The 15,605-nt window shown below is 77.9% G+C and carries 13 protein-coding genes; 6 read left to right on the top strand and 7 right to left on the bottom strand.

Annotation, left to right across the window (positions count from 1 at the left end):
• Positions 1–38: 38 nt before the first annotated feature.
• Positions 39–800, top strand: a complete 762-nt coding sequence (locus tag ACI79B_RS12840; RefSeq protein WP_456927973.1) for an SDR family oxidoreductase — start codon at positions 39–41, stop codon at positions 798–800.
• 466 nt (positions 801–1,266) lie between these two features.
• Here ACI79B_RS12840 and ACI79B_RS12835 read toward each other — a convergent pair whose 3' ends face one another.
• Both ACI79B_RS12835 and ACI79B_RS12830 read right to left on the bottom strand, forming a co-directional pair.
• Positions 1,267–2,448, bottom strand: a complete 1,182-nt coding sequence (locus ACI79B_RS12835) for a cation:proton antiporter (protein WP_456927972.1) — start codon at positions 2,446–2,448, stop codon at positions 1,267–1,269.
• A 10-nt stretch (positions 2,449–2,458) separates the two neighbouring features.
• Positions 2,459–2,947, bottom strand: coding sequence for a cation:proton antiporter regulatory subunit (locus ACI79B_RS12830; RefSeq protein ID WP_456927971.1), 489 nt, complete (start codon positions 2,945–2,947; stop codon positions 2,459–2,461).
• Between the two features lie 109 nt (positions 2,948–3,056).
• Here ACI79B_RS12830 and ACI79B_RS12825 point away from each other — a divergent pair, with 109 nt between their 5' ends.
• Positions 3,057–3,677: a GDSL-type esterase/lipase family protein gene (locus tag ACI79B_RS12825; protein ID WP_456927970.1), complete on the top strand. Its 621-nt coding sequence runs from the start codon at positions 3,057–3,059 to the stop codon at positions 3,675–3,677.
• A 2-nt stretch (positions 3,678–3,679) separates the two neighbouring features.
• On the opposite strand, the gene ACI79B_RS12820 is transcribed toward ACI79B_RS12825, so the two are convergent.
• Genes ACI79B_RS12820 through ACI79B_RS12810 form a run of 3 tightly spaced genes read right to left on the bottom strand, consistent with a single transcriptional unit; the run spans position 3,680 to position 7,704 of the window.
• Positions 3,680–4,339: an NADPH-dependent F420 reductase gene (locus tag ACI79B_RS12820; RefSeq protein ID WP_456927969.1), complete on the bottom strand. Its 660-nt coding sequence runs from the start codon at positions 4,337–4,339 to the stop codon at positions 3,680–3,682.
• 28 nt (positions 4,340–4,367) lie between these two features.
• Positions 4,368–7,244: an FAD-binding and (Fe-S)-binding domain-containing protein gene (locus ACI79B_RS12815; RefSeq protein ID WP_456927968.1), complete on the bottom strand. Its 2,877-nt coding sequence runs from the start codon at positions 7,242–7,244 to the stop codon at positions 4,368–4,370.
• A gap of 55 nt (positions 7,245–7,299) precedes the next feature.
• Positions 7,300–7,704, bottom strand: coding sequence for a cupin domain-containing protein (locus ACI79B_RS12810; protein ID WP_456927967.1), 405 nt, complete (start codon positions 7,702–7,704; stop codon positions 7,300–7,302).
• A 204-nt stretch (positions 7,705–7,908) separates the two neighbouring features.
• On the opposite strand from ACI79B_RS12810, the gene ACI79B_RS12805 reads away from it, so the two are divergent.
• A complete protein-coding gene (locus ACI79B_RS12805) occupies positions 7,909–9,294 on the top strand; it encodes an MFS transporter (protein ID WP_456927966.1) in 1,386 nt (461 codons plus the stop codon).
• Here the strand turns inward: ACI79B_RS12805 and ACI79B_RS12800 are convergent.
• A complete protein-coding gene (locus ACI79B_RS12800; RefSeq protein ID WP_456927965.1) occupies positions 9,242–10,543 on the bottom strand; it encodes a hypothetical protein in 1,302 nt (433 codons plus the stop codon). The two genes, ACI79B_RS12805 and ACI79B_RS12800, sit on opposite strands and share 53 nt — an antisense overlap.
• A 59-nt stretch (positions 10,544–10,602) precedes the next feature.
• Between ACI79B_RS12800 and ACI79B_RS12795 the strand changes: the two genes are divergently transcribed.
• Positions 10,603–12,348, top strand: coding sequence for a hypothetical protein (locus ACI79B_RS12795; protein ID WP_456927964.1), 1,746 nt, complete (start codon positions 10,603–10,605; stop codon positions 12,346–12,348).
• Here the strand turns inward: ACI79B_RS12795 and ACI79B_RS12790 are convergent.
• On the bottom strand, positions 12,240–13,658 hold the full coding sequence (locus ACI79B_RS12790) for a glycosyltransferase family 4 protein (RefSeq protein ID WP_456927963.1): 1,419 nt from the start codon (positions 13,656–13,658) through the stop codon (positions 12,240–12,242). The genes ACI79B_RS12795 and ACI79B_RS12790 overlap by 109 nt on opposite strands.
• Positions 13,659–13,740: 82 nt before the next feature.
• On the opposite strand from ACI79B_RS12790, the gene ACI79B_RS12785 reads away from it, so the two are divergent.
• Positions 13,741–14,481 carry a class I SAM-dependent methyltransferase gene (locus ACI79B_RS12785; protein WP_456927962.1) on the top strand — a complete coding sequence of 247 codons (741 nt, stop codon included), beginning with the start codon at positions 13,741–13,743 and terminating at the stop codon, positions 14,479–14,481.
• Between the two features lie 156 nt (positions 14,482–14,637).
• Positions 14,638–15,603: a DUF3068 domain-containing protein gene (locus ACI79B_RS12780; RefSeq protein WP_456927961.1), complete on the top strand. Its 966-nt coding sequence runs from the start codon at positions 14,638–14,640 to the stop codon at positions 15,601–15,603.
• Positions 15,604–15,605 lie beyond the last annotated feature (2 nt).

Here is a 15,605-nt window from a genome sequence, read left to right as displayed (position 1 = left end):
GGCCGGCGACGACGCCGCCACCAACGAGAGGAACTGCCATGAGCGAGGCCACCCCCCGCGTCGCCATCGTGACCGGCGCCGCGCGCGGCATCGGCGCCGCGACGGCGAAGCGCCTGGCCGCCGACGGCTTCGCCGTCGCCGTGCTCGACCTCGACGAGGCGAACACCAAGGACACCGTGCAGGCCATCGAGTCCGCCGGCGGCCGCGCGCTCGGCGTCGGTGCCGACGTCAGCGACGCCGAGCAGGTGCAGGCCGCCGTCGACCGCATCGCCGCCGAGCTCGGCCCGCCGGTCGTGCTGATCAACAACGCCGGCGTCATCCGGGACAACATGCTGTTCAAGATGACCGAGGTCGACTGGGACCTGGTCATGAACGTCCACCTGCGCGGCGCCTTCCTCATGAGCCGCGCCTGCCAGAAGCACATGGTCGAGGCCAAGTGGGGCCGGGTCGTGAACCTGTCGAGCACCTCGGCGCTGGGCAACCGCGGCCAGGCGAACTACTCGACGGCGAAGGCGGGCCTGCAGGGCTTCACCAAGACCCTCGCCATCGAGCTGGGCAAGTTCGGCGTCACCGCCAACGCCATCGCGCCGGGCTTCATCCAGACCGAGATGACGATGGCCACCGCCGAGCGCATGGGCATCGCCTTCGACGACTTCATCAAGGGCGCCGCCTCGCAGATCCCGGTGGCCCGCGTCGGCCAGCCCGAGGACATCGCCCACCTGGTGTCGTTCTTCGTCAGCGAGGGCGCGGGCTTCGTCTCCGGCCAGGTCGTCTACGCCGCGGGCGGCCCGAAGGCGTAACAGCCGCCACGCACGGACCCTGGGGGCCCGGCCGGGAGAGATCCCGGCCGGGCCCCGTCGCGTCTGGGGCCGTTCGGTCGTGGGTCTCGGCCTGCTGGCGACCACCGACGCCCGGGACGTCGACCTGGCAGCTGGGCGCCTACACGGTCGTGCTCGGCTGCGGCGCCGGCATGCTCGGGCAGAACCTGGTGCTGGCCGCACCGGTCGCCGACGGGCCCGGTGCCCTCGGCGGCGGCGCGCCGCCCCGGGCGGCGGCGAGCCCGCGGCGCCGGACGTCAGCGGGCTGCCGCCGGAGGTGGTCGCGCTGGTGCAGGGCACCCGCGCCTGCTCGTGGTGCCGTTCATCCCGGAGAAGCCGCTGAAGACGACGTCGGGCTCGCAGCGGCCGGCCGAGGAGCAGGGCGGCGCGCCCGTCCTGCACCGACCGCAGCGGCCGTGTCCCACCCCGGTCCCGCGGCACCCGGCGCTCACGCGGCCGGCGCCCCGGGCCCGGGGTGGGCCGTGCCGGGGAGCGCGGTCCGGGGCTCGGCCAGCCGGGTCACCACGGGGCCGGCGACGGCGAGCACCAGCACGTACGCAGTGGTCAGGGGACCGAGCTCGGGCAGTCCGGCCACCACGGCCAGCCCGGCGATGACCACGGAGAACTCCCCGCGGGCGATCAGCGCCGTCCCGGCACGCCAGCGGCCCGGAGCCGCGACCCCGTCCCGGCGGGCCGCGTACCAGCCGGTCCCCACCTTGGTCGCCGCCGTCACGACGGCGAGGAGCAGCGCCGCCGGCAGGACCGGGAGGACGTCGGCGGGGTCGGTGCCCAGCCCGAAGGCCACGAAGAAGGTGGCCGCGAACAGGTCGCGCAGCGGGATGAGGATCCGCCGCACCCGTGCGGCGAAGGGGGCGGGCAGGGCCAGCCCGACGAGGAAGGCGCCGACCGCGGCCGAGACGCCCAGCGCCTGGGCCGCGCCGGCGACCAGCAGGGTCAGCCCGACCAGCCGCAGGAGGACCTGCTCGTCGTCGGGAGAGGTGAGCAGCACCCCGAGGCGGTGACCGTGGCGCCGGGCGGCGGCCAGGACCAGCACCACGGCCCCGGCGGCCAGGGCGAGGCCGCCGGCGGCCGCGGCCGGGCCGCCCCCGGCCAGCGCCACCGCGAGCAGCGGCAGCACAAGCGCCATCGCGAGGTCCTCGAGGACCAGGACCGACAGCACGGCCGGCGTCTCCCGGTTGGCCAGCCGGCCGAGGTCGGCCAGCAGCCGGGCCACGATGCCCGACGACGAGACGTAGGTGATGCCGCCGAGGGCCAGCGCTCCCTGCCAGGGCAGGCCGAGCGCCAGGCCGCCCACGATGCCCGGCGGCGCGTTGAGCAGCAGGTCCACCACGCCCGAACGGCCGTGGTGGCGCAGCGAGGCGAACAGCTCGTCCGGTGAGAACTCCAGGCCGAGGGCGAGCAGCAGCAGCACGACGCCGATCTCGGCCGCGGCCTCGATGAACGGGGTGGCCGTGGTCAGGGGCGCGACCCCGCCCTCGCCCACCGCCAGCGCGGCCACGAGGACGAACGGGATGGGGGAGAGGTCCAGGCGCCGGGCGAGCAGGCCGAGCAGCGCGAGCCCCAGGAAGAGCAGCCCCAGTTCGACCAGCAGCGCCTCGGTGCCGTGCACGCCGGGGGGCCTAGGCCGCGCCGTCCAGCCGCGCGCCGAGCTGGGTGAGCCCGGCGTCGGAGCCGATGGCGACGAGCACGTCCCCGGCGTGCAGGACCTCCGCCGGCCCGGGGGAGGGGACGACGTCGTTCTCCCGCACCACGGCCACGATCGAGCACCCGGTCAGCGTGCGGGCGCGGGTCTCCCCGAGCGGACGCCCGTCGAAGGGGGATCCCGGGCGGACGAGGAAGCGGGCGGACTCGAGGCCCGGCACCTCCCGGGAGAGGTCGACGAACCGCTGGGTCAGCCGTGGCGCGCCGAGGAGCTCGGCCAGGACGCCGGTCTCCTCGGCGTCGAGCCGGAACACGGCGCGGGCGCGGTCCGGGTCGCGCCGGTCGAACACGGCCACCTCCGCGCCGCCCTCGCGCTGGACGACGACGGCCAGGCGGTCACCGGCGCGCGTCGTGAGTCCGTAGCGCACGCCGACGCCGGGCAGCATGGTCTCGTCGAGATCCACCACGCGGGCATCGTGGCAGAGCGTCGCGGGTCGGGGCGCACGGTGGCCGGGGTCACCGGCGGCCGGCCGCTCCGGCGGGCAGAGCGCCCCCCCGGCCGGCGTTGTACCGGGCGTGACCGACCGTCTCCACCTCGCCGTCCTCGGTGACTCGATCGCGTACGGCACCGGTGCCGCGCGGGTCGAGGACGGCCTCGGCCCGCGGCTGGCGCAGGTGCTGCGCAGCGCGGGCATCGACACCGACCTGTCCGTGCTGGCCGTGCCCGGCGCGGTCTCCCGCGACCTCGCCGCGCAGGTCCGCCGGGCCGCGCCGCTGGGCGCCGACCTCGCCGTCGTGGTGATCGGCGCCAACGACCTGGCCCGGTTCCTCCCCGTCGAGCAGGCGGTGGGCGCGCTCGGCGCCGCCGTCGACGGGCTGCGCGCCGCGGGCACCGACGTCGTCGTGGTGCCGGCGCCGGACATGTCCAGCGTGCCGTTCGTACCGCCGGCGTTCCGGCCGGTCGTGCAGGCCGCCTGCGCGGCGATGCAGCAGCGGCAGGCGGAGGTGGCGCGGGCGCGCGGCGCCGCCGTCGCGGCCGTGTCCGCCGAGGTGGGCCGGGCGTTCACCACCGACCCGGCGCTGTTCTCCGCCGACCGGTTCCACCCCTCCTCGGGCGGCTACGCGCGGATCGCGGCGGCGCTGGCCCCGACGGTGCTGGCCACCGCCCGCGCCCGCCGGGACCGCCGCGCCGCCTGAGCTCACGCGGCCCGGGTCGCCTCCGCGGTCGCCCGGCGCAGGCCCTCGAGGTCGAGGTCCGGGCCGTAGCCGGCGGTGCCGGGCTCGATCCGCCAGCTCTCGGCCAGCGGGCCCAGGTCGAGGACGTCGAAGCCGACCTCGTCGATGAACGAGGCGACGACCTCCCGGGCCGAGGCGTCGTCCCCGGCGACGGCCAGCGCCCGCCGGTGCGGGGTGCCGCTCGGCGTCCGCCGGGCGGTGATCTGCCCGGCGGCGATGTGGTTGAACGCCTTGACCACGCGCGACGTGGGCAGGTGGTCCTGCAGCAGCTGGGAGCTGGTGGTGGTGCCCTCGTCGAGGGCGGGGACGTGCCCGTCGCGCTCCGGGTAGTAGTTGTTGGTGTCGACGACGACCTTCCCGGCCAGGGGCTCGACCGGGATGTCGGGGACCGCCCTGAGCGGCACGGTGACGACGACGAGGTCGCCGGCGGCGCCGGCCTCGGCCGCGGTCGCCGCGCGCACCGTGCCCCGGCGGGAGGGCCGGTCGGCGAGCGCGTCGACGAGGCCGGCGAGGGTCTCCGGGCCGCGGGAGTTGGCGAGGACGACGTCGTAGCCGAGGTCGGTGGCCGCCTGCGCGAGCGCCGTGCCGATGTGGCCGGCGCCGATGATGCCGAGAGTGGTCATGCCTGCCGCCAACGCGCCGGCCGGCGGCTCATTCCCGGTCCAGCGCTCCCTGGGCCCGGTCCAGCGCGTCGGCCAGGAGCTCGGCGAGGTGCTTCCCCGGCCGGTCGGCGAGCTGGTCCAGCTGCGTGCGGCAGGAGAACCCGTCGGCCAGCACGACGGCGTCCGGGCCGGCCGCGCGGACGGCGGGCAGCAGCTGCTGCTCCGCGATCGTCACCGACACCTCGTGGTGCCCGCGCTCGACGCCCCAGTTGCCGGCCAGCCCGCAGCAGCCGCCGAGCCGGGTGACCGTCGCGCCGGCCCGGCGCAGCAGCCGCTCGTCGGTCGCCCAGCCCATCACCGCGTGGTGGTGGCAGTGCGGCTGCGCGACCACCTCGACGCCGGCCAGCGACGGCGGCGCCCACCCCTCGGTGGCGGTGAGCAGCTCGGCCAGCGTCCGGGTGGCCGCGGCGACCCGCGCCGCCGTGGCACCCCCGCCCACCCCCTCGAGCAGCTCGACGGCGTCGCTGCGCAGCGCCGCGGTGCACGAGGGCTCCACCCCGACGATCGGGATGCCCGCGTCGGCCAGCGGCGCCAGCCGGTGCACGGTGTCGCCGAGGATGCGCTTGGCGGTGTCCAGCTGCCCGGTGGTGATCCAGGTCAGCCCGCAGCAGGTGTCGTCGCCGGGCACCTGCACCGAGTAGCCGGCGGCCTCGAGCACCCGGACGGCGGCGTGCGCGGCCTCCGGCGCGAAGTGGTCGGTGAACGAGTCCACCCACAGCGCCACCGGCGCGCCGCCGCCGGGCCGCGGGGTGAACGACTGACGGAAGGTGCGCGGCGCGAACGACGGCAGCGACCGCCGCCGGTCCACGCCGGCGCCCCACTTCGCCAGCCGCCCGCCGAGCCGGTTGCGCAGCACCGCGTTGACCAGCCGGGGCGCCCGAGCGGCCAGGTCGGACCACATCGGCAGCCGGCCCAGCGTGTAGTGCGCCAGCGGCCGGAGGCGGCGCCGGTAGGACTGGTGCAGCACCTCGGACTTGTAGCTGGCCATGTCCACGCCGGTCGGGCAGTCCCGCGAGCAGCCCTTGCACGACAGGCACAGGTCGAGCGCGGCGTGCACCTCCGGCGAGCGCCAGTCCCGCACCGGCCCGCCGGGCGCGAGCATCTCCTGCAGCACCCGGGCGCGGCCGCGGGTGGAGTCCTTCTCCTCGCGGGTGGCCGGGAACGACGGGCACATCACCGCGACGCCGGACGGGTCGGCCCGGCACTTGCCGACGCCGGTGCAGCGGTGCACCGCGTTGGACAGGTCGCCGTCGTCGTGCCGGTAGGCCAGCGCCAGGCCCTCGCGCAGCCGGGGTGCGGCGGCCACCCGGACGTCGTCGTCCAGGCGGGCCGGGCGCACCAGCACGCCCGGGTTGAGCACGTCGTCGGGGTCGAACAGCGCCTTGACCTGCGCGAACAGGTCCAGCGCGGCGGGGGAGTACATGGCCGACAGCAGCTCGCTGCGGGCCCGGCCGTCGCCGTGCTCGCCCGACACCGACCCGCCGTAGCGGGCGACCAGCCGGGCGGCGTCCTCGACGAACGAGCGGTAGGCGGCCCGGCCGCGGTCGGGCTCGCGGCCGAACGGGAAGTCGATGCGCACGTGCACGCAGCCGTCGCCGAAGTGGCCGTACGGCACGCCCTGCAGCCCGTGCTGCTCCAGCAGCGCGTCGAACTCGCGCAGGTAGGCGCCGAGGGACTCCACCGGCACGGCGGCGTCCTCCCAGCCGGCGTGCGCGGGGCGGCCGTCGGAGGTGCGCGCGGCCAGGCCCGCGCCGTCCTCCCGGATCCGCCAGATGGCGGCGGCGTGCGCGACGTCGGTGACCACCAGGGCGTCCAGCGCGCCGGCGTCGGCGACCACGCCCGCGCCCTTGGCCTCGACCTCGGCGACGGTGTCGCCGGTGACCTCGACGATCAGCCAGCCCGCGCCGCGCGGCAGGTCGGGGACGACGGCGGCCGGCACGTCGCGCAGCCGCTGCACGATCCGCTCGTCCAGGCCCTCGACGGCGGTCGGCCCGTGCCGGAGCAGGCCGGGCGTGGCGTCGGCGGCGTCGGCCATCGACGGGTAGCCGAGCACCACCAGCCCGCGGTACGGGGCGTCGGCGACCAGCCGCACGGTGGCGCCGAGGACGACGGCCAGCGTCCCCTCGCTGCCGACCAGCGCCCGGGTGACGTCGAAGCCGTGCTCGGGCAGCAGGTGCTCCAGCGAATAGCCCGACACCTGCCGGCCGAAGCGGCCGAGCTCGGTGCGGATGGTGGCCAGCTCGCGGCCGACCAGGGCGCGCAGGTCGTCGACCACCCCGCTGCCCGTGCCGTCCACGGCCGCCCCGGAGGTCAGCCGCAGCCGCTGCCCGGTCCCGGTGACGACGTCGAGGCCGACGACGTTGTCCGACGTCCGGCCGTAGCCCAGCGCCCGCGACCCGCAGGCGTTGTTGCCGATCATCCCGCCGACGGTGCAGCGGTTGGCGGTGCTCGGGTCCGGCCCGAAGCGCAGCCCGTGCGGGCGGGCGGCGACCTGCAGGCGGGCCTGGACGACGCCGGGGTCGATGACCGCGGTGCGGGCCTCGGCGTCGACCGCGTGCACCCGGTCCAGGTGCCGGCTGGTGTCGACGACGACCCCGGTGCCCACGGCGTTGCCGGCGATCGAGGTGCCCGCGCCGCGCATGGTCAGCGGCACGCCGAGCGTCCGGCAGACCTCGAGGGCCGCGACGACCTCGTCGGCGTCGCGCGGGCGGACGACGGCGCGCGGCAGCACGCGGTACAGCGAGCCGTCGGAGGAGTACAGCGCCCGGGCCAGGCCCGAGTCGTCGACGTCGCCGATCCCGGCCCGGCGGAGCGCGGCGGTGACCTCGGCGGTGTCGGCGGTGGTGTCGGCGAGTGCGCTGCTCACCCTCCCAGTGTCCCCGGTGCCGCCGCGGGGGCGGACGGCACCGGGGGGAGGCGTGTCAGTCGCCGGTCGGCGGCTCGTCCTCGCCGGACTCCTCCGCCGCGTCGGCCTCCTCCTTGGTGTGGTGCACCGCGCCGTCGGCGTGCTCCGGCGGGCCGTAGACCGTGTACAGGATCAGCGGGTTCTCGCCGGTGTTGACGAAGTTGTGCTTGGTCCCGGCCGGGACGACGACCAGGTCGCCCTGCGCGACCTTCTTCGTGGCGCCGCCGACCTTCGCCTCCCCGATGCCGCTGACGAAGGTGAGGATCTGGTCGATGTCCTCGTGGACCTCCTCGCCGATCTCCCCGCCCGGCGGGATGGTCATGACGACCAGCTGCGTGTTCTTCCCGGTCCACAGGACCCGGCGGAAGTCGGGGCTCTCCTCGGCGACGGTCGCGATGGTGAAGTGGATGACGGACGCCATGGACGGCGCTCCTCCCTGTCTCGCGGCACCCGGACGGTGCTCCTCGGACCAGCCTTGCCCCCCGCTGCTGCGGCCCATGCCTGTTCCTCCGCGGGGGTGGTGCACCCGCGCCCGGCCCTGCTAGCGTCCCGGCATCACGGTTGGAATGTCCAACCGACAAGCCTCCTGGGGGCGCGCGTGTCCCGATCGGTCGAGTCCCGTCCCGTGCCCGCGGCCGCCGACGGCGCCGGGACCGCCGTGCTGCAGCGGCGGACGCTCGCCGTCGTCGCGGTCAGCACCCTCGTCGTCCTCGCCGCCTTCGTCACCCCGCTGGCCACCGCCGTGGCCACCGCCGCCGAGCTCGGCGCCGGCGCGGGCGGGCAGGCGTGGCTGCTGTCGGCGATGAGCGTCGGGCTGGCCGCGGCGCTGCTGGTCACCGGCGCCGCCGCCGACGACCTCGGCCGCCGCCGGGTGTTCACCGCGGGCCTCGTGCTGCTGGCCGCCGGCGCCGCGCTGTCGGCCGCCGCGGGGTCGACCGGCGTCTTCGTCGCCGGCCGGCTGGTCGAGGGCGTGGGCGGCGCGGCCGTGCTGGCCTGCTCGCTCGGGCTGATCGCGCAGGTGTTCCCGCTCGGCCCGGCGCGGGCGCGGGCGGCGGCGGTCTGGGGCGCAAGCCTGGGCGCGGGCACCGGCGTGGGCGGGCTGGCCGCGGTGGTCCTCGACGGCGACACCGGCTGGCGGGCCACGCACGTCGCCACCGCCGTCGTCACGCTGCTGCTGGCGGTCGCCGCCCGGCTGCTGCTGCCGGAGGCGGCACCCGGCCGCCGGCCGCGGGTCGACGTCGCCGGGCCGGTGCTGCTCGTCGCCGCGGTGTGCTGCCTGCTCGTCGGGCTGGTCGCCACCCGCACCGGCACCGGGACCGCCACCGTCGTCGCGCTGCTCGCCGGCGGCGCGATCCTGACCGTCGGGTTCGTGCTGGCCGAGTCCCGGGTGCGCGCACCGATGGTCGACCTCGGCCTGTTCCGCGTCCGCGGCTTCCTCGCCGCGAGCGTCGGCGCGCTGGTCACCGGCGCAGCCACGGTCGGGCTGATGTCCTTCCTCGCCACCGTGCTGCAGCGGGCGCTGGGGGAGAGCCTGCTCGCGACGACGGTGCTCGTGCTCATCTGGTCCGCGGTGGCGACGGCGACGTCGGTGGGCCTGCGCTGGCTGCCCGGCGTCGACGGGCGCGTGCTGCTGGCCGCCGGCCTCGCGGTGTCGGCGGCGGGACTGGCGGCGCTGGCCGTCCTCGACCCCGGCGACCGGGCCGCCGCGCTGCTGCCGGGCCTGCTCGTCCTCGGCGTCGGCTACGGCGCGGCCAACGCGGCGCTCGGCCGCGAGGCGGTGGCACACGTGCCGCCGGAGCGGGCCGGCATGGGCAGCGGCGCCAACAACACCGCCCGCTACCTGGGCGCCGCCGTCGGCGTCACGCTGGTCGTCCTGCTGGTGACCGCGGGCGCGCCCGCCGGCACCGCGGCCGGCCTGCTCGCCGGGTGGGACGCGGCCGCGCTCGCCGGCGCCGGGGTCAGCGCGGCCGGGGCGCTGGCGGTGCTGGCACTGCGACCGGCGCGCCGCTGACCGCCACCACGGCCACCGCGGCGTCGCCGTCCGGGTCCGGCGCCGCCGCGCGCAGCCGCAGCAGACCGACGGTCACCAGCAGCACGCCGGTGCCGGCCGCGGTCCCGACGACGGCGAGCACCGACAGCCGCCCGGCCGCGGCCAGGACCTCCACCACCGCGCACTCGAGCGCGACGGCGCCCCAGACCGCGGCGGCCGCGACCCGGTCCGCGGCGGCGATGCCGGAGTAGAGGAGCAGCTGCGCCAGGGCCAGCAGCGCGCCGCACGCGGTGAACACCCACGCCCAGCCGCCCAGCGCGCTGCCGTAGGCGGCCCCGCCGACTAGCGGCAGCGCGGCCTCCCCGAGCGCCGCGGTGGCGGCGGTCAGCAGCGCACCCAGCCCGCCGACCACCGCCAGCGCGCGCGGCAGCTCGCGCCGCCGGGCCGCGGCGTCGGCCATCCGCGGCAGCACGACCACCCCGACGCCCTGCGGCAGCCAGTAGGCGACCTTGGCGAACACCGCGCCGACGGCGTACTCGCCGGCCAGCGCCGCCGGCAGGTGGTGCCGGGCGAGCAGCAGGTCGACGTTGACCAGCAGCACCAGCCCGGCCAGCGCCCCCGCCGCGCGGGCCGCCGCCCGGGCGGGCGCGCGCAGCCCGCGGGCCACCCCCGGCCGGCCGGCGCAGAGCCACGACACGGCCGCGCCGGCCGCGCACCCGGCGGCCATGCCGGCCAGCGCCGCGGCCGGCGTGCCGCCGGTCAGCAGGCCGGTCAGCGCGCCCGCCGTCTTCAGCGACCCGAAGGCGACGACGACCACCGCCAGCCGCCCGTGCCGACCGGTGCCCTGCAGGACGCCGTCGTAGGTGCCGACCAGCGTGTGCGGCACGAGGACGGCGACCATCCAGGCGGCCGCGGTCGCGTCGGGCAGCCGCAGCAGCGCCACCACCGGCGCCAGCGCGAGCAGCCCCACGAGCGCGGTGGCGGCGCCGGTGGCCAGCGCGGTCGCGTGCAGGCGCGGCGCCTCGGCCGCGGCCGCCTCCGGTGACCGGTCGCCCAGCCGCAGCGCGGTGGCGGTCTGCAGCCCGGTGGCCGGCACCGTGCCGACCAGCAGCACGCCGAGCAGCGCAGCCAGTTCCCCGTAGGACACCGGGGTGAGCACCCGCGCGGCCAGCACGGTGACCACGTAGGACAGCGCGCTCACCGACAGCAGCGCCGCGGACACCAGCGCCGCCGGCGCCACGCGGGCCGCCCGGCTGCGGGACGCGCTCACGCCGCGCACCTACGCTGCTGGCGCCCGGGAGCCGGGCACGACGGGGGAGAGGGGCGCGCGTGGAGACCGCCGTCGATCCCGTCATCGCGCCCGACCGCTCCCCGTGGCCGGCCCGCGCGCTGGCCGCCGCGGTGGCGCTGCTGGTGACCGCGCCGGTGCTCGCGCCCGGCTACGTGCTGCTCGCCGACATGGTGTTCGTGCCGCGCCAGGACCTCGACCTCGACGCGCTCGGCCTGTCCGGCGGGCTGCCCCGCGCGGTCCCTGCCGACGGCGCGGCGGCCCTGCTCACCGCCGTGCTGCCCGGCTCGCTGGTGCAGGCCGCCGTGCTGCTGCTCACCGTCTACGCCGCGGTGCTCGGCGCCGCGCGGCTGGTGCCGCCGGGCCCGGAGGGGCGCCGCGGCGCGGCCGGCGCGGTCGCCGGGCTGGTCTACGGCTGGAGCCCCTACCTCGCCGAGCGGCTGCTCATCGGCCACTGGACGCTGCTGGTGGCGTGGGCCGCGCTGCCCTGGGTGGTGCGGGCCGGGCTGCGGCTGCGCGCCGGCGAGCCGCGGGCGCTGCCCTGGCTGGTGCTCGCCGTCGCGCCGGCCGCGCTCACCCCCACCGGCAGCCTGCTCGCCGCGGGCGCCGTGCTCGCCGGCACCGGCCGCCGCTCCGCCCTGCGCGGGCTGGCGGCGGTCGCGCTGCTCTCGGCGCCGTGGGTGGTCGCCGGCCTGCTCGCCCCGGTCACCGGCACGTCGGACCCGTCCGGGGTGGCCGCCTTCGCCGCGCGCGGCGAGAACTGGGCCGGCGCCGTGGTCGCCGTCCTCGGCACCGGCGGCATCTGGAACGGCGCGGCCGTCCCCGGCAGCCGCGCGTCGGTGCTCGTCCCGCTGGTCACCGCGCTGCTGCTCGCCCTCGCCGCCGCGGGCTGGGCGCCGCGGCCCGCCCGCGCGGGCGGCGGCGGCCGGCTGCTCGGACTCGGGGCCGCGGGCCTGCTGCTCGCCGTCGCGGGCGTCCTGCCCGGCACGCGGGACCTGCTCGAGACCGCGGTCGCCGGCGTGCCGGGGGCCGGCCTGCTGCGCGACGGGCAGAAGTGGGCCGCCTGGCTCGCGCTGCCGCTCGCCGTCGGCGCCGGGCTGGGCACCCGCCGCGCGGTCGCGGCCGTGCGCGCGCACCTGCCGGGCCCGGCCGGCGGGGCGGTCGCCGTCGCGGCCGCGCTGCTGCCGCTGGTCGCCGTCCCCGACCTCGCCTGGGGCGTCGGCGGCCGGCTGCAGCCGGTGGCCTGGCCCGCCGACTGGCAGACCGTGCGCACCGTCCTCGCCGAGGACCCCGCGCCCGGCGACGTGCTGGTCCTGCCCGCCGGCGCCTACCGGGCGTTCGGCTGGAACGACGACCGCCCGCAGCTGGACCCCGCGGCCCGCTGGCTGCCCCGGCCGGTCCTCGCCGACGACACGCTGGTCGTCGACGGCCGGCCGGTGCGCGGCGAGGACGCCCGCGCCGCGCGGGCCCTCGCCGCCGCCGGGGACCCGCGGGCGCTGGCCCGGCTCGGCGTCGGCTGGGTGCTGGTCGAGCGCGGCACGCCCGGCCCGGCGGTCCCCGCCGCGGTGGGGGACCTGCCGCTCGTCGTCGACGGCGCCGACCTGCGGCTGTACCGCGTGCCCGGCGCGCTGCCGGGTCCCCGGCCGTCGGCCGCGCGGGCGGCCGCGGTGGGGGTCGCTCACGGCGCCGCGCTCGGCGCGGTGGCCGGGGCTGCGTTGTGGATCACGCTCGCGGCGTCTATGGTCCCGCTCCGACGTCGCCCCCCGAGGAAACGAGTGCCCGCGTGAAGACCCTCCTGGCCGTGCTCCTGTCCCTCGGCACCGGTGCCGGCATCGGTGCCGCGGCCGTCGCCGGCGTCTCGGCCGCCGTCGACCCGGACACCTCCGCCGTCGAGCAGAGCGACCAGCAGCCGATCGACGTCCTGGACTACGGCACCCGCGGCTGACCCCCGGCCGGCGTCCGCACCGGCGGGCGCCGGCACCCCCGCCAGGACCCCGCGCAGCACCCGCGCCCAGCCCCGCACGGCCGACGGCCAGTCGAACCGGGCCGCGTGCCGGGCCGCCGCCGCACCCATCGCCGACCGCGCGAGCGGGTCGGCCAGCAACCGGTCCACCGCCTCGGTGAGCTCGTCGAGGTCGTCGACCAGCACGCCGGTGCGGCCGTCGAGCACCGACTCGGTGAGCCCGCCCGAGGACCGGTAGCCCACCGTCGGCGTCCGGTGCGCGCCCGCCTCGGTGACCACCAGGCCCCACCCCTCCTTGACCGAGGGGCACAGCTGCAGCCACGCCCGCGCCAGCTCGGCGTGCTTGGCCGGCTCGTCCAGGAAGCCGTGGAACTCGACCCGGTCGGCGACGCCCAGCCGCTCCGCCTCGGCCCGCAGCCGGTCCTCCCACCAGCCCTCGCCGACGACCGAGAGCACCAGGTCGGGCCGGTGCCGCCGCAGCCGGGCCAGCACCTCGAGGGCGTGCTCGACCCGCTTGTGCGGCACCAGCCGGCCGAGCACCACCACCCGCGGCGTCGCCGAGCGGCGCACCGCCACCGGCGGCGCGGGCTCCACCCCGTTGGGGACGACGGTGACCCGCGACGGCGCGACGCCGAGCCCGGCCAGCTCCGTGCGGGTGGCCCCGGAGACGGTGACGTACCGGGACCGCCGGTAGACCCACGGCGCGAGCCGCGACTCCAGCCACCAGCCCACCGCGCCGCCGACTCGGCCGAACACGATCGGCCACTGCTCGCGGTGCACGTGGTGGACCAGCACCGTCACCGGCGCGCGGGTCACCAGCGGGCTGCAGAAGGGCAGCCCGTTCTGCACGTCGACGACGAGCCGGGCGCGCGAGCGCCGCACGTGCAGCAGCGCCCGCGGGTAGACGCCGAGCCGGCCGCCGCGGCGCACGACGTGCACCCCGCCCACGACCTCCTCCGCCGGGGCGCGGTCGTGGGCGGCGCAGAACATCTCGACCCGCAGCCCCGCGGCCGCGAGCCCCTCGGCGACCCGGTGCACGTACCGTTCGGACCCGCCGCCCTCCGGGTGGCCGAGGTCGCGCCAGTTGACGAACAGGACGTCGACGGGCGGACGCCGGGGGGAGAGGCGGATCACCCGCGGCACGATACAGACGGGTACCAGCCATTCCACCCGCCCGAACGGGCGGTCCTTCCAGTGCTGAGGAGAGGCCCCGGAAATGGACCGGACGGCGACGTTGCGGCGGTCGGTGCGGCTGTTCCGCGCCTTCCTGCGCGAGCAGAGCGATCCCGATTCCTTCTACGGCGTCCTGGCCGAGGACTCGGTGCGCCAGCTCGCCCGGCACGCCGACCTCGCCGGGGCCACCGTCCTCGACGTCGGCGGCGGGCCGGGGTACTTCTCGGCCGCCTTCCGCGCGGCCGGCGCCCGCTACGTCGGCCTCGAGCCCGACGCCGGTGAGATGGCCGCGCGCGGCGAGCCGGAGCCCGGGACGGTGCGCGGCAGCGGCGAGGCGCTGCCGGTGCGCACCGGCGCCGTCGACGTCTGCTACTCCTCCAACGTGCTGGAGCACGTGCGGCACCCGTGGGTGATGGCCGAGGAGATGGTGCGGGTGACCAGGCCCGGGGGCACCGTGCTGCTGTCGTTCACCCCCTGGCTGTCGCCGTGGGGCGGGCACGAGACCGCGCCCTGGCACTACCTCGGCGGGGCGCGCGCCCGCCGGCGCTACCGGCGGCGCACCGGCCGCGAGCCGAAGAACCGGTTCGGCGAGTCGCTGTTCGCCGTCTCCGCGGGGGCGGCGGTCCGCTGGGCCCGGCGCTGCCCGGACGCCGACCTCGTGGCGGTGTACCCGCGCTACCACCCGTGGTGGGCGGCGTGGGTCGCGCGCGTGCCGGGGCTGCGGGAGGTCGCCGGCTGGAACGTCGTCCTGGTGCTCCGGCGCCGTGCGTGTGACGCCCGGTAACGGGTGTTATCGACGCCGGTACGTGGCCGTACCCGACCCGATCGGGGGACCGGTACCGACCGGAACCGGCCGGAGTTGGCCTGTGGTGTGGCCGACAGTAATGTGACCGCGCTGCGACGCCGGTGGAGCCGTCGCTTCGGTCGAGGAGGTCCCCGCATGCGTCGTCGTGTCCTCGGGTTTGTGCTGCTGGCCCTGGGCGCGCTGTGCCTCGGTGCCGCGCTCGCGATCCGCCTGGTGCTGGCGCCCACCCTGGTGACGCTGCCCCTCGACCAGGAGGCCTCGCGGGCCGTCGTCGACGAGGACGCGACCTACCTGGACATGGAGCGGCTGGAGGAGGCGCAGGGCGAGGTCACCGCGCGGCTGACCGTCCAGGGCGACGCCGACTCACCCGACGCCTCCGACGACGTCGCCGTCTGGGCCTCCGGCACCACGATCACCACGGCCGACGGCACGCTGGTCACCGAGCCCTCCGAGGTCGTCAACTGCCTCGACCGGGAGACGGCCGAGGCGGTGGACTGCGGCGCGGCCAGCGAGGACATCGACGGCCTGACGCTGACCTTCCCGTTCCACACCCGGCAGCGGGACTACGAGGTGTGGAACGGCAACGTCGGCGAGGCGGTTCCCGCCCGCTACGACGGCGAGGACGAGGTCGAGGGCGTCGAGGTCTACCGGTTCCTGCAGTCGGTCCCCGAGACGGTGATCCGCCAGATCGAGGTCCCCGGCAGCCTGGCCGGCGAGTCGGGCGACGCGACCGTCACCGCCGACGTCGTCTTCAGCAGCGAGCGGGAGATCCTGGTCGAGCCGGTCAGCGGCAAGATCGTCAGCTCCGTCGAGAGCCCGGTGACGGTGCTGCGCGGCCCGAGCGGCGACAACGGCGTGACGGTGCTGTCCGCCGAGCTCGGCCCCACCGAGGACGGGCTGCGCGACGCCGCCGCGGACGCCGCCGACACCCGCGACCAGATCACCCTCGTCCAGCGCACCCTGCCGCTCGCCGTCGCCGGGCTCGGCGTGCTGCTGCTGATCGCCGGCGCCGTGCTGCTCCTGCGCGCCGACCGCGGCGCCCACCGGGCCTCCGTGACGGCCGCCGTCCCGCCGACCGCCCCGGTGTCCTTCGCCAAGTGACG

Source organism: Geodermatophilus sp. SYSU D00879, from assembly GCF_054050375.1.
This window is presented reverse-complemented; position numbering and strand designations above follow the sequence as displayed.

Coding starts and splice junctions, on each gene's coding strand:
- ACI79B_RS12820 (WP_456927969.1), bottom strand. CDS start 4,339: ATGACCACTCTCGGCATCATCGGCGCCGGCCACATCGGCACGGCGCTC.
- ACI79B_RS12780 (WP_456927961.1), top strand. CDS start 14,638: ATGCGTCGTCGTGTCCTCGGGTTTGTGCTGCTGGCCCTGGGCGCGCTG.
- ACI79B_RS12785 (WP_456927962.1), top strand. CDS start 13,741: ATGGACCGGACGGCGACGTTGCGGCGGTCGGTGCGGCTGTTCCGCGCC.
- ACI79B_RS12810 (WP_456927967.1), bottom strand. CDS start 7,704: ATGGCGTCCGTCATCCACTTCACCATCGCGACCGTCGCCGAGGAGAGC.
- ACI79B_RS12840 (WP_456927973.1), top strand. CDS start 39: ATGAGCGAGGCCACCCCCCGCGTCGCCATCGTGACCGGCGCCGCGCGC.